The sequence below is a fragment of the Streptomyces sp. MS191 genome, from assembly GCF_008042125.1.
Classification (GTDB): domain Bacteria; phylum Actinomycetota; class Actinomycetes; order Streptomycetales; family Streptomycetaceae; genus Streptomyces.
In genome coordinates this window covers 2,189,798-2,202,877 of record NZ_RDBI01000040.1, presented here as the reverse complement: position 1 = coordinate 2,202,877, position 13,080 = coordinate 2,189,798, and the positions used below count along the sequence as shown (strand labels likewise).

At 73.9% G+C, this 13,080-nt stretch carries 13 protein-coding genes and 1 pseudogene; 7 read left to right on the top strand and 7 right to left on the bottom strand.

All coding sequences use genetic code 11. The annotated features are described in order from the left end of the window. The first annotated feature begins 100 nt into the window (after positions 1-100). Positions 101-610, top strand: a complete 510-nt coding sequence (locus EAO71_RS17035; RefSeq protein ID WP_147978507.1) for a MarR family winged helix-turn-helix transcriptional regulator — start codon at positions 101-103, stop codon at positions 608-610. A gap of 97 nt (positions 611-707) precedes the next feature. Here the strand turns inward: EAO71_RS17035 and EAO71_RS17030 are convergent, their stop codons facing one another. Both EAO71_RS17030 and thpR read right to left on the bottom strand, forming a co-directional pair. Continuing rightward, entirely contained in the window at positions 708-1,697 is a 990-nt protein-coding gene (locus EAO71_RS17030) for an aldo/keto reductase (RefSeq protein ID WP_147978506.1), read from the bottom strand. Between the two features lie 206 nt (positions 1,698-1,903). Further along, positions 1,904-2,491 (bottom strand): RNA 2',3'-cyclic phosphodiesterase, encoded by a 588-nt coding sequence (gene thpR, locus EAO71_RS17025; protein ID WP_147978505.1) that lies wholly within the window; start codon positions 2,489-2,491, stop codon positions 1,904-1,906. Positions 2,492-2,524: 33 nt separating this feature from the next. Here thpR and EAO71_RS17020 point away from each other — a divergent pair, with 33 nt between their 5' ends. The 3 genes and pseudogenes from EAO71_RS17020 (at position 2,525) to EAO71_RS17015 (ending at position 3,707) form a co-directional block, all read left to right on the top strand. Further along, entirely contained in the window at positions 2,525-3,034 is a 510-nt protein-coding gene (locus tag EAO71_RS17020; protein WP_147978504.1) for a GNAT family N-acetyltransferase, read from the top strand. A gap of 103 nt (positions 3,035-3,137) precedes the next feature. Next, positions 3,138-3,221 (top strand): annotated as a pseudogene (locus EAO71_RS40030) (MarR family transcriptional regulator); the annotation flags it as partial. Between the two features lie 66 nt (positions 3,222-3,287). Beyond that, entirely contained in the window at positions 3,288-3,707 is a 420-nt protein-coding gene (locus EAO71_RS17015) for a carboxymuconolactone decarboxylase family protein (protein ID WP_187282754.1), read from the top strand. A 49-nt stretch (positions 3,708-3,756) separates the two neighbouring features. On the opposite strand, the gene EAO71_RS17010 is transcribed toward EAO71_RS17015, so the two are convergent. From EAO71_RS17010 to EAO71_RS17000, 3 genes are all read right to left on the bottom strand, one after another. After that, complete coding sequence (locus EAO71_RS17010; RefSeq protein WP_147978502.1) at positions 3,757-4,158, bottom strand: peptidoglycan-binding domain-containing protein; 402 nt, start codon at positions 4,156-4,158, stop codon at positions 3,757-3,759. Positions 4,159-4,376: 218 nt separating this feature from the next. Continuing rightward, complete coding sequence (locus EAO71_RS17005) at positions 4,377-5,378, bottom strand: Rossmann-fold NAD(P)-binding domain-containing protein (protein ID WP_147978501.1); 1,002 nt, start codon at positions 5,376-5,378, stop codon at positions 4,377-4,379. 78 nt (positions 5,379-5,456) lie between these two features. Further along, positions 5,457-6,167, bottom strand: a complete 711-nt coding sequence (locus tag EAO71_RS17000; protein WP_147978500.1) for a GDSL-type esterase/lipase family protein — start codon at positions 6,165-6,167, stop codon at positions 5,457-5,459. An 81-nt stretch (positions 6,168-6,248) separates the two neighbouring features. On the opposite strand from EAO71_RS17000, the gene EAO71_RS16995 reads away from it, so the two are divergent. After that, entirely contained in the window at positions 6,249-7,289 is a 1,041-nt protein-coding gene (locus tag EAO71_RS16995; RefSeq protein WP_147978499.1) for a WD40 repeat domain-containing protein, read from the top strand. Positions 7,290-7,356: 67 nt separating this feature from the next. Here EAO71_RS16995 and serC read toward each other — a convergent pair whose 3' ends face one another. Then, entirely contained in the window at positions 7,357-8,475 is a 1,119-nt protein-coding gene (serC, locus tag EAO71_RS16990; RefSeq protein ID WP_147978498.1) for a phosphoserine transaminase, read from the bottom strand. Between the two features lie 80 nt (positions 8,476-8,555). On the opposite strand from serC, the gene EAO71_RS16985 reads away from it, so the two are divergent. Continuing rightward, positions 8,556-11,351: an FAD-binding and (Fe-S)-binding domain-containing protein gene (locus EAO71_RS16985; protein WP_147978497.1), complete on the top strand. Its 2,796-nt coding sequence runs from the start codon at positions 8,556-8,558 to the stop codon at positions 11,349-11,351. 45 nt (positions 11,352-11,396) lie between these two features. Here EAO71_RS16985 and EAO71_RS16980 read toward each other — a convergent pair whose 3' ends face one another. Then, on the bottom strand, positions 11,397-12,350 hold the full coding sequence (locus EAO71_RS16980; RefSeq protein WP_261992166.1) for a GlxA family transcriptional regulator: 954 nt from the start codon (positions 12,348-12,350) through the stop codon (positions 11,397-11,399). Positions 12,351-12,433: 83 nt separating this feature from the next. Here EAO71_RS16980 and EAO71_RS16975 point away from each other — a divergent pair, with 83 nt between their 5' ends. Next, complete coding sequence (locus tag EAO71_RS16975; RefSeq protein WP_147978496.1) at positions 12,434-13,063, top strand: MBL fold metallo-hydrolase; 630 nt, start codon at positions 12,434-12,436, stop codon at positions 13,061-13,063. Positions 13,064-13,080 lie beyond the last annotated feature (17 nt).

Below are 13,080 nucleotides of genomic sequence, written 5' to 3'. Positions count from 1 at the left end.
GCACACGTGAGAGAATCGACAACATGGTTGACCCTGTCGACGAGAGAAACGTAAACCAGGTTGTCGATAACGGCAAGGCACACGTGAGAGAATCGACAACATGGTTGACCCTGTCGACGAGAGAAACGTAAACCAGGTTGTCGATAACGGCAAGGGGTTCGAGCTGCCGCTCCTCCTCTTCGGCGGCTTCCGCACCCTGATCGACCGCCTCCACGCCGAGCTCGCCCGCCAGGGCCACCCCGAACTCCGCCCCGCGCACGGCTTCGCCATGCAGGCCGTGGGCGCCCACGGCGCGACCGCGAGCGACATCGGACGGCGGCTCGGCGTCTCCAAGCAGGCCGCGGGGAAGACCGTCGACCGGCTCCTCGCCGCCGGCTACGCCGAGCGCGCCGACGACCCCGCCGACGCCCGCCGCAAGCTCGTCCGCCTCACCCCGCGCGGCCTGGACGCGCTCGCCCGCTCGGCCGCCGTCTTCGACGAGCTGCGCGCGGAGTGGGCGGCCACGCTGGGCCCGGAGCGGGTCCGGGACCTGGAGGCCGCGCTGCGCACCGTGGTACCGGCGGAGACGGCCTACCGGCTGGACGCCACGAGCTGGCTCGGCGGCACCTGACCCCGGAACCGCCTCCCGCCCCCGTGGGACGCCGCCGGCCGCCGTCGCGGACGAGGCGACGGCGGCCGGCGGGCAAGGGGACGGGACGGCTACGCACTCACCAGGCGAAGGCCTCCGGGGAGGGCCCCGGGCCGGGGAAGATCTCGTCCAGACCGGCCAGCAGCTCCTCGCTCAGCTCCAGCTCCAGGGCGCGCAGGGCGCTCTCCAGCTGCTCGGCCGTGCGCGGGCCGACGATCGGGCCGGTGACGCCCGGACGGGTCAGGAGCCAGGCGAGCGCCGTCTCGCCGGGTTCGAGGCCATGCTTGTCCAGCAGGTCCTCGTACGCCTGCACCTGGGCGCGGACCGCGGTGTTCGCGAGCGAGTCCGCCGACCGGCCGGAGGCACGGCGACCGTTCTTGGCCTGCTTCTTCAGGACGCCGCCGAGGAGCCCGCCGTGCAGCGGCGACCAGGGGATGACGCCGAGCCCGTACTCCTGGGCCGCCGGGATGACCTCCATCTCGGCGCGCCGCTCCGCGAGGTTGTACAGGCACTGCTCGCTGACCAGCCCGACGGCGCCGCGGCGGGCGGCGGTCTCGTTCGCCTGGGCGATCTTGTAGCCCGGGAAGTTCGAGGAGCCCGCGTAGAGCACCTTGCCCTGCTGGATCAGCACGTCGACCGCCTGCCAGATCTCCTCGAAGGGAGTCCGCCGGTCGACGTGGTGGAACTGGTAGAGGTCGATGTGGTCGGTGCGGAGCCGCTTCAGGCTCGCCTCGACGGCACGGCGGATGTTCAGCGCCGACAGCCGGTCGTGGTTGGGCCACGGGTCGCCCTCGGCGGCCATGTTGCCGTACACCTTCGTGGCGAGGACGGTCTTCTCGCGCCGGCCGCCGCCCTGGGCGAACCAGCTGCCGAGGATCTCCTCGGTGCGGCCCTTGTTCTCGCCCCATCCGTAGACGTTCGCGGTGTCGACGAAGTTCAGGCCCGCGTCGATCGCGCTGTCCAGGATGGCGTGACTGGTCGGTTCGTCTGTCTGGGGACCGAAGTTCATCGTGCCGAGGACGAGTCGGCTGACCTTGAGTCCCGTGCGTCCGAGCTGCGTGTACTTCATGAGCCCCAAGCCAACTGCTTCGAGTCCACTCGAAGCAAGGGCGTGCCCGCGGAGCGGGATCCCGGAGCGCGCGGGCACCCCGCGGCGGGCGCGCGCGGCGGGGGTACGACTCAGCCCACGACCGACGCCACCGCGATGATCGCGAACATCAGTACGAGCACGCCGGCCATGATCCGGTTTCGGGTCTTCGGGTCCACCCGTCGAGGTTAACCCGGGCCCGGACCGGACTCCGCCCCGCCCAGGGGCCAGGAGCCGACCGTCTCGTAGCGCGGCTGCTCCCCCGGCACCCCGGCGACCGGCAGCCGGCTGCGCACGAGAGCCAGCTCGGAGACCTCCCAGCGGGTGCCCTCGAAGGCGTCCAGCGCGGCGGCGAACGGCCGCAGATCCCGGTCCGTGCGGGCCCGGGCGATGGTCAGGTGGGCCTGGTAACGGCGGTGCTCGTCCATCGGCACGCCCGCCCGGCGGGCGGCGGCGTCGGCGCGCTCGGCGAGCAGCCGCATCTCGTCCAGGTCGCCGGCCGCCCCCACCCACAGCGCGCGGCGGCCGAAGTGGCCGCCCCCGTGGAGGCGGAGCGGGAAGGGGGCGGTGCGGTGCGCGGCGCGGGCGAGACGCGCGTGGAGGTCGGGCAGCAGGTCCTCTCCGACCTCGCCCATGAAGGCGAGCGTGAAGTGCCGGCCCGGCGGGGAGGTCCAGCGCAGGTCGCCGGCGCCGGGCAGCCGGCTCAGACGGTCCACGGCCCGGCCGAGCTCGGACAGCTGCTCCGCGGGCGGCAGCACGGCGGCGAAAAGCCTCATGTGACGAGTCTGGCAGCGACTACCGTCGGCCGGATGGAGATCACGATCAGGAAGGGCGGGTCCGACGACGTTCCCGCGATACTCGCGATGCTCGACAGCGCGGTCGTCTGGCTGAACGGCCGGGGGATCACCGCGCAGTGGGGCACCACGCCGTGGACGTCCCGGCCCGCGGCGGTGAGGACGGTCGAGGAGGTCGTCGCGTCGGGGACGCCGTGGATGGCGGAGATCGACGGGGAGCCCGCCGGGACGATGACCCTGACGCCGCACCCCACCTCGTACGTGGCGCCGGCGGACGAGCCGGAGGTGTACGTGCACCTGCTGGCGACGGACGGGCGGTTCCACGGCCGGGGCGTGGGCGCGGCGCTGCTCGCGCACGCGGTGGAGGAGACCCGCCGGCAGGGCCTGTCCCTGCTGCGGGTGGACTGCTTCGCGGGGAGCGAGGGGCGGCTGGTGGCGTACTACGAGCGCCAGGGGTTCCGCAGGACGGAGCCGTTCACGGTCGGCGACTGGCCCGGCCAGGTCCTGGAACAGCGCGTCGGCTGACCGCCGGGAAGCGGCCCGCCGACGTCCCACCCTGATCGACCGCCTCCACGCCGAGCTCGCCCGCCAGGGCCACCCCGAACTCCGCCCCGCGCACGGCTTCGCCATGCAGGCCGTGGGCGCCCACGGCGCGACCGCGAGCGACATCGGACGGCGGCTCGGCGTCTCCAAGCAGGCCGCGGGGAAGACCGTCGACCGGCTCCTCGCCGCCGGCTACGCCGAGCGCGCCGACGACCCCGCCGCCGCCCGGCCCGCCATGGAGTCCGTGACCGCCGCCTGGGGCCATCTGCCGCAGGCCGTCGGCCGCATGGCCGCCTCACCGCACGCGCTGGACGGCTTCCTGAAGACGAGCGCGCTCTTCGAATCCACGACGCTGGATCCGCACTCCCGCGAGACCGTCATCCTGACGGTCGCCACCCGCAACCAGTGCCACCTCTGCGTCCGCCTCCACGAGGCGAAGCTCGCCAGGCTGGGCCCGGCGGAGCACCCGGCCCGGCTGGAGGCCGTCCGGGAGTTCACCCATCAGGTCATCGCCTCGTCGGGCGCGGTGGGCGACGAGGAGCTGGAGCGCTTCTTCCGGCACGGCTACACCCGGCAGAACGCGCTGGAGGTCGTCCTCGGCATCGGCGCGTACACCCTGTCGACCCTGGCGAACCGCCTCACGCGCGCGGCGTGAGGCGGTTCCGGCCGGAGCCGGGAGCGCGTTCCCGCACCGGCCCGCCGGCTCAGTAGGTGGTGGGGACGTAGGTGTGGCAGTAGCCGTCGCCCGCACGGCCGCCGGTGTAGTACGGGTCGCCGTCCATCATCAGCTGGTCGCCCGTCTGCGGCCCGACGATCCCGTCGGCCTGGAAGCCGTTGCTTCGCTGCGCGAAGATCACGGCCCCCTTGGTCTTCGGGCCCCACTTGCCGTCCTCGGCGACCTTGGCGAGACCGTAGTAGTAGCCCCGGTCGATCGCGTAGTTGATCAGATGCTGCACGCACCACACGGCGTGCGTGTTGTTGGTGTAGCCGTCGCCGATGTAGGGCGACGTGGTGGCCGCGGACGCGGTGCCGCCGGTCAGCGTCGCGCCGAGCAGTGCGGCCGACGTGGCGACCAGGGCGGCCTTCGCGGTGAGCTTCTTGAGCATGGGACAGGTGCTCCTGTGTGTCGTCTCCGGCAGGAGAAGTGACGATCGCTTCGCTCGCCACTCTGCTGCAGCGCCGACCCCCGGTGGCACCCGAAACGGGGCCTCCGGCCCCGTCCCAGCCGTCCCAGGGCCCTGAGCTGTGCCTTGGGACGTGTCCCGACCTCGGACGGGGACGGCGGCGGCCGGCCTCCGCCGCCCCGCGAGGGACCGACGGGCCGTCAGCCGGGCTGCGCGGCCAGGGCCGTGAGCAGTTCACGCTCCCGCGCGGCGCTCAGCCCGGCACGCCTGTCGCGGTCCAGGCCCTCCGCACGCTCCCAGCGGACCGTGTCGGCCAGCAGCTCCGCCCGCGGCCGGTGCCGGAGCCCCGCCGCGGTCGCCGCGGCGCCGCTCCGGCTCGACCACCCCTCCCAGCCGGGCTCGACCACCCACATCGGCAACGACCCGGGTCCCATGTACTCGGCCACACCCTGCGCGAGCAGCCAGGCGGAGTCGGCGGTGACCACCGGGCCGGTGTGCCCGCCGGCGGTGCGGGACAGCTCGATCCACTCGGCGAACGGCACGACCGGCCCGACGGCGTTGAAGGTGCCGGCCGTGCCCTTCTCCGCGCAGTCCAGCAGCCAGCCGGCGAGGTCCCGTACGTCGATGGCCTGGGTCGTGATCGCCGGTTCGTCGGGCACCAGCATCGGCCCCAGCGGATCGCGGGCGGCGCGGGCCGCCCAGTAGCCGGAGCGCCCGCTGGCGTCGCCGGGGCCGCCGATGAGACCCGCTCGGGCGATCAGGAGGCGATCGCCCACGGCGGCCGCCGACGCCTGCTCACAGGCCGACTTCGCCTCGCCGTAGCCCTCGCGGTCCGCCTCGTCCCGGTCGGTCGGGGGCAGCAGGGCCGCGGACTCGTCCGCGCCCTGCTCGGCGTGGGAGGCGTAGGCGCTCACCGAGGAGACATAGGTCCAGTGCCGGGCGCGGTCGCCCAGCGCGGCCAGCGCCTCCCGGACGAACCCCGGCTGCCACGACACCTCGACGACCGCGTCCCAGCCGCGGTCGAGGAGCGGCGCGTAGGCACGCGGGCCGCCGGCCCGGTCGGCGGCCACCAGCCGGGCGCCGTCCGCGACCTCGCCGCTCTCGCCCCGGGCCAGGCAGGTCACCCGGTGCCCGCGCCCGACCGCCTGCCGGGCCAGCTCCCGGCCGAGCCACGCCGTTCCACCCAGAATCAGGATCTCCATGCCGACAGTCGACCACCCGGGCCCCGGCGGACGAGGGCGGGTTCGCCGTCGGCGGACGTCGTACGGGCCGCACCCGGCTCAGGCGCCGKCCGTCACCCCGGCGCCCCGCGCGCTGCCGTAGGCGGCGCCGATGCCCCACGCCTGGTGCATCGCGTCCGCGAAGGCCGCCGCCAGCTTGTGCTCGCCGGTCGGACCGGGGTGGGTGCCGTCGTAGGTGTCCGTGTGGATGTCGTACGACTCCGGGACCGTCGCGAGGAGCAGCGGGGAGGCGGCCGTGTCCAGGTCCGCGACCGCCTTGGCGAGCAGGACGTTGAAGCGGTGGCAGTCGGCGGCGAAGGGGCCGTCGGACTCCGCCCGGACGTTCGGGATGACCGGCAGCAGCACGGCCCTGACGTGCGGGTTCGCCGAACGCGCGGCGGCCACGAAGGCGTGCACGTTCTCCGCCGTCTGGTCGCTGTCGGTGTAGAAGCCGAGGTCGATCAGGCCCAGCGAGACGAGGAGCACGTCCGTCCGGGTGGAGGCGACCGCCTCGCCGACGACCGGCGCCATGTGCAGCCAGCCCTCGCCCCAGCCGGCGAGATGGCGCCGGGCGGGCGCGGGGAAGGCCGGGTCGGCGTAGGCGTGCGAGCGGGGGGCGTCCGCGGCGGTGTCGTACAGCTCCGTGCGCGGGCCGACGATCTCGTACCGCCCCGGCAGGACCGTCTCCAGGTGCTGCCACATGCGGTAACGCCAGGTGTAGTCGCCGGCGCGTCCGATGGTCATGCTGTCGCCGACGAACATAAAACGCATGGCTCCCATCATCGTGGACGGCGGCCGCGGGCTGCGACGTGATCCGGGCCACCTCCCGGCCGCCATGGCACGCTTGAGGGCATGCGATCGTTTCTCTGCGCCACCGGTACGGCGGCCCTCGTCCTGCTCACGGCGGTGCCGGCCGGCGCCGCCCAGGAGGCGGGAGCGGTCGTCGCCGGCGCCGCGGCCCCCGCGGAGGACGGTGCCGCCGACCGGGACTTCACGATCAAGGACCCGCGGATCACCGAGTCCAGCGGACTCGCCGCGAGCCGGGCCCACCCCGGCGTCTACTGGACGCACAACGACCAGGACGCGCCGCTGATCTACGGCATCGACTCCCGCACGGGCGAAACGGTCGCGACCCTCACCATGAGGGGCGTCGGCACGCCCCGCGACATGGAGGCCGTCTCCGTCGGACCGGACGGCTACCTCTACGTCGGCGACATCGGCGACAACCTCGACGGCTCCTGGGACCACGTCTGGATCTACCGCTTCCCCGAGCCGAAGCGGCTGGGGAACCAGACGGTCCGGGCCACCCAGTACGACGTGACGTACGCGGACGGGGCCCGCAACGCCGAGGCCCTGATGGTCCATCCGAAGACCGGCCGGGTCTACATCGCCACCAAGCGGGAGGGCGGCGGCGGCCTGTACGAGGGCCCGGCCCGGCTCTCCACCGGCGGGAAGAACGTCTTCCGGCGGGTCGGCGAGGTGCCCTGGGTGACGGACGGCGCCTTCTCGCCCGACGGCGGACGGCTGGTCCTGCGCGGCTACCTCAGCGCCCGGGTGTACGACTGGAAGAACGGGCGCATCGTGGGCGACGGGGTGTCGGCCGGGGCGCCCTTCCAGGGGCAGGCCGAGTCCGTCACCTATACGGCGGACGGCTCGGGGCTGATGTTCGGCTCGGAGGGCAAGGAGAGCCGGGTCGTCCGGGTCGACGTCGAGAAGAAGGACGGGGAGAAGCCGTCCGGGGACGGCGGCGCGGGACCGGCGAAGCCCGGATCCGGCGGCAAGGACGCCGGTGCCGGTCAGGGGGAGCAGGGCAGCTTCACGCTCGGCGTGCTCGTCCTCGGCGCGGCCACCGCCCTCGTCCTCGGCGGGAAGCGCCTCCTGCGCCGCCGCTGACCCGCACGCACGAGGGCCCGGCATCGGCCATGTCCGATGCCGGGCCCCCGCAGGACGGGATCCGCCGTTACAGCTTCTCGATCACGTAGTCGATGCAGGCGGTCAGCGCCTGCACGTCCGCCGGGTCGATCGCCGGGAACATCGCGATCCGCAGCTGGTTGCGGCCCAGCTTCCGGTACGGCTCGGTGTCCACGATGCCGTTGGCGCGCAGCACCTTGGCGACCGCCGCCGCGTCGACCTCGTCCGAGAAGTCGATCGTGCCGATGACCTGCGAACGCTTGGCCGCGTCCGTCACGAACGGCGAGGCGTGCTTGGACTCCTCGGCCCAGCCGTACAGCGCCTGCGACGAGGCGCCCGTACGGGCCACGGCCCAGTCCAGCCCACCCTGGCCGTTGATCCACTTCAGCTGCTCGTTCAGCAGGAAGAGGGTCGACAGCGCCGGGGTGTTGTACGTCTGGTTCTTCAGCGAGTTGTCGATCGCCGTCGGCAGCGAGAAGAACTCCGGGATGTGCCGGCCCGACGCGTGGACGCGCGCCGCACGCTCCAGCGCCGCCGGGGAGAACGCCGCCAGCCACAGGCCGCCCTCGGCGGCGAACGACTTCTGCGGGGCGAAGTAGTAGACGTCCGACTCGGTGATGTCGACCGGCAGACCACCCGCACCCGAGGTCGCGTCCACCAGGACCAGCGCGCCCTCGTCGGCGCCCGCGACGCGCTTGACGGGCGCGGCGACACCGGTGGAGGTCTCGTTGTGCGTGTACGCGTAGACGTCGACGCCCGCCTCGGCCTTCGGCTCCGGGTGGGTACCCGGGTCGGAGGAGATCACGGTCGGCTCGGCCAGCCACGGAGCCAGCTTCGCGGCCTTCGCGAACTTGGAGGAGAACTCGCCGAAGGTGAGGTGCTGGGACTTGTTCTCGATGAGCCCGTGGGTCGCGACGTCCCAGAACGCGGTCGAGCCGCCGTTGCCCAGGATCACCTCGTATCCCTCGGGCAGCGAGAAGAGGTCACGCACACCGGCACGTACCTCGCCGACCAGGTTCTTGACCGGGGCCTGGCGGTGGGACGTGCCGAGCAGAGAGGCGCCGGTGGCGGCCAGGGCGTCCAGCGCCTCCGTACGCACCTTGGAGGGGCCCGCGCCGAAACGGCCGTCGGCGGGCTTGATGTCAGCGGGAATCTGGATCTCAGCCACGAGGCGGAGCGTATCGGGTCGTGGGGGTGGCGGCGGACGATGTCCGCCGGATGAGACACCCGGTGGGACATTCTGTCCCCATGGTGGAACCCGGGGATCTTGCTCAGGAACTGCGACGGGCCGTCGGCGGAGACGTCGACTTCAGCGCGGGTGCGCGGGCCCTCGTGACGATGGACGCGTCCAACTACCGCCGTGTACCACTGGGCGTCGTCGCCCCGCGGGACGCGGCGGACGTGGCCGCCGCCCTCGCCGTGTGCCGTACCCACGAGGTCCCGGTCGTCGCCAGAGGCGCCGGCACGTCGATCGCGGGACAGGCCACCGGCACCGGCGTCGTGCTCGACTTCACACGCCACATGCGCGCCATCGTGTCCCTCGACCCCGAGACCAGGACCGCCGTCGTCCAGCCGGGCGTGGTCCTCGACCGGCTGCGCGAGGCGGCCCGCCCGCACGGACTGACCTTCGGGCCCGACCCGTCCACGCACAGCCGCTGCACCCTCGGCGGGATGATCGGCAACAACGCGTGCGGCGCGCACTCGGTCGCCTGGGGCACGACCGCCGACAACGTCCGGGAACTCGACGTCCTCACCTACGGGGGCACACGGCTGCGCCCCGGCCGCGACGGGCAGGGCGCGCCGGACGGCCTGCGGCAACTGGTCGACGCGAACTTGGCGCTGCTGAGGACCGGCTACCCCGACGGCCTGCCCCGGCGCATCTCCGGGTATGCGCTCGACGCGCTGCTCCCGGAACGCGGCACGGACGTGGCGCGCTCCTTCTGCGGCAGCGAGGGCACGCTCGGGATCCTGACGGAGGCGACGGTCCGCCTGGTGGCCGCCCCGGCCGCGCCCGTCCTCGCCGTCCTCGGATACCCGGACGAGAGCGCGGCCGCCGACGCGGCGGCGGGCCTCACGGCCCATGGCGCGCTCACGGTCGAGGGCATGGCGGCCGACCTCGTACGGGGCGCGAGCGGACTCCCGCGCGGCGGCGCCTGGCTGTTCGTCGAGACGGACGGCGAACCGGCCGCGCGGGCCCTGGTCCGGGCCGCCGACGCGCTGGACGCCGCGGTGGTGACGGACCCCGCCGCCCAACGGGCCCTGTGGCGGATCCGCGAGGACGCCGCCGGAACGGCCACCCGGATGCCGGACGGGACCGCCGCCTGGCCGGGATGGGAGGACTGCGCGGTACCGCCCGCCCGGCTGGGGGCCTATCTGCGGGACTTCCGGCGGCTGTTGAAGGAGTACGGGCTGCGGGGGACGCCCTACGGCCACTTCGGAGACGGATGCGTCCACGTCCGCATCGACTTCGACCTGTGGACCCCGGCCGGGGTGAAGCACTTCCGGCGCTTCTCCGAGGCCGCGGCCGACCTCGTGGTGGCACACGGCGGCTCGCTGTCGGGGGAGCACGGCGACGGACAGGCCCGGGCCGAACTCCTGCCGAAGATGTACGGACCCGAGCTCGTCGGGCTCTTCGGGCAGGTCAAGGACGTGTGGGACCCCCGAGGCGGCCTGAACCCCGGGATGCTCGTCCGCCCCGGGAAACTCGACCGGAACCTGCGCTTCAAGGGGCTGACCCTCGTCCCGGACGCGGCCCGCTGCGTCGGCGTCGCCAAGTGCCGGGTGGAAGGCCCGAGTCCGGCCGCCGACGTCATGTGCCCCACCTACCGCGCCACCGGCGAGGAGCAGCACTCCACCCGGGGGCGCGCACGGCTGCTGCACGAGATGGCGCTCGGCGAGGTGATCACCGACGGCTGGCGCTCGGAGGAGGTCCACGAGGCCCTGGACCTCTGCCTGTCCTGCAAGGGCTGCCGCAGCGACTGCCCCGTGGGCGTGGACATGGCCGCCTACAAGGCGGAGTTCCTCCACCACTACTACGAGGACCGGCGGCGGCCCTGGTCGCACGTCACCATGGGACGGCTGCCGCAATGGCTGCGCTGGGCGGGCCCGCTGCTGAACGCCGCCCGCGTCCTGCCGTTCTCGGCCCGGCTGGCCGGGGCGACCCCCGAACGGCCGCTGCCGCGGGTCGCGCCGCGGACGTTCGTCTCCTGGTTCGGGGCGCGGCTCGGAGCACCCTCGGACGTCCTCGTCTGGCCGGACACCTTCACCAACCACCTGTCCCCCGAGGTCGGCCGGGCGGCGGTCCGCGTCCTCGGCGCGGCCGGCGTACGGGTGGGCCTGCCACCGGGCAGGGTCTGCTGCGGGCTCACCTACGTCTCGACGGGTCAGCTCGACCGCGCCCGCAAGGTGATGCGCCGGACGCTCGACGCGCTGGGCGACGGCCCCGACCACCCCGTGGTCGTCCTCGAACCCTCCTGCGCGGCCACCCTCCGGACCGACCTGCCGGAACTGCTGCCGGACGACCCCCGGGCCGCCCGACTGGCCTCCTCCGTACGCACCTTCGCCCAGGCCCTGGAGGAGTTCGCCCCCGACTGGGAACCGCCGCGCGTGGACCGCGAGGTCGTCGGCCAGACCCACTGCCATCAGCACGCGGTCCTCGGCGACGACGCCGAGCGCCGGCTACGGGAACGCGCCGGCCTCACCGGCGAACTGAGCGGCGGCTGCTGCGGCCTCGCCGGCAACTTCGGCTTCGAACCCGGCCACTACGAGGTCTCGGTGGCCTGTGCGGAGGACCAGCTGCTCCCGGCGGTGCGGGCGGCCGGCGAGGATGCCGTGGTCCTCGCGGACGGCTTCTCGTGCCGCACCCAACTGGCCCACCTGTCGGACCGCAAGGGACGCCACCTGGCCGAGGTCCTGGCACGGAAACTGGAGGAGGAGTGGGAGACGGCGGGCGGCGGCGAGGCGGACGGCGAACCGGACGGAGCCGAACCGGGAGGAGCCGAACCGGGCGGTGGGCCGCACGGCGGGAAGGGCGGTCCCGTGTGATCGCCCGGACCGGACCGGGACCCGGACACGTAGACCCCTCCCGGCCTACGAGATGCGGCCGAACGTACGGCGATAGGTACGGGGCGGCACGCCGCGGCGGCGCACGAACTGCTCGCGCAGGACGGCCGCGGAGCCGTAGCCGACCAGCCGTGCGATCTCCTCGACAGGCAACTCCGTGGTCTCCAGCAGCTCCTCCGCCCGGCTCAGCCGCAGGCCGAGGACCCAGGCGTGCGGCGTCGTCCCGGTCGCGGCGGCGAACCGGCGGGCGAAGGAGCGCCGGCTCATCAGGGCGCGCCGCGCCAGCTCCGCGACGGGAAGCGGCTCGTGCAGATGCGCCCGCGCCCAGGCGAGGACCTCCGCGAGCCGCTCGTCCTCGCCGTCCTCCGGGACGGGGGCGACCAGGTACTGCGCCTGACCGCCGTCCCGGTGCGGCGGCAGCACCAGGTCACGGGCCACGGTGTTGGCGGCGGCGGCGCCGTACTCGCGGCGCACCAGATGCAGGCACAGGTCGAACCCGGCGGCCGCGCCCGCGCCCGTCAGGACCCGGCCCTCGTCGACGTAGAGGGCGTCCGCCTCGACGGTGACGTCCGGGTGGCGACGGGCCAGCAGCTCGGCGAACCGCCAGTGGGTGGTGGCCCGCAGACCGTTGAGCAACCCGGCGGCGGCGAGGGCGAACGCGCCCACGCAGTGCGCCCCCACCAGCGCGCCGCGCGCGTGCGCGGCACGGAGCGCGTCGAGCACCGGATCGGGCGGCGGCACCCGGAAGTCGGCCCAGGGGAGGACGAGGACGAGATCGGCGACGGCGAGCCGGTCGAGACCGTGCTCGACCGCCAGCGGCACCCCGAGATCGGTGGGGACCTGCCCCGGCCGGTCGGAGCAGAGCGCGAAGTCGAAGCGCGGAAGGCCCGCCGGGGGAGCGCCGAAGACCTCCGCGACGACACCGACGGCGAGCATGCCGACGCGCGGCGGGGCGTACGCGGCGACGGAGAGGAACGGCATGGCGCGGAGTGTGGCACAAAACCCGCGATGGGTGGCAGCAAGGCCACTCACGGAACTCCGCCGCGAGGTACGAAGGTTGAGGCATGACAGAGCGAGTGATCGACCGAGAGACCGCCCGAGAGACCGACCGGCCGCGCGGCAACAGCGCCGTCCACAAGATCCTGACCACCGGCTACACCCTCTCCACGGGGCCCGGGGTCGCCGCCACCGTCTCGTACGTCACCGACGGCGACCGGCACGTGATCGTCGACCCCGGCATGGTGGCGAGCCGCGACCGCATCCTCGGCCCGCTCGCTGAACTGGGCCTCGGCCCCGACGACATCACCGACGTGGTGCTCAGCCACCATCACCCCGACAACACCATGAACGTGGGCCTGTTCGGGCAGGCGCGGGTCCACGACCACAAGGCGGAGTACCTGCACGACCAGTGGACCGACCGGGACGCCGAGGGGTACGAGCTGACGCCGTCGCTGCGCCTGATCAGGACGCCCGGGCACAGCCCCGAGGACATCACCCTGCTCGCCGGCACTGCGGACGGCGTGGTCGCCTTCGTGGGCGACCTCTGGTGGCGCCCGGACGGGCCGGCCGAGGACCCGGTGGCCCCGCACCGCGACACCCACCGCACCTCGCGCCTGCGCGTCCTGGCGGCCGCGGACACGATCGTCCCAGGCCACGGCGGACCCTTCCCGGCGGGGAAGGACGCGCCGCTGTAGGGGGGGCGCTTGGGGGG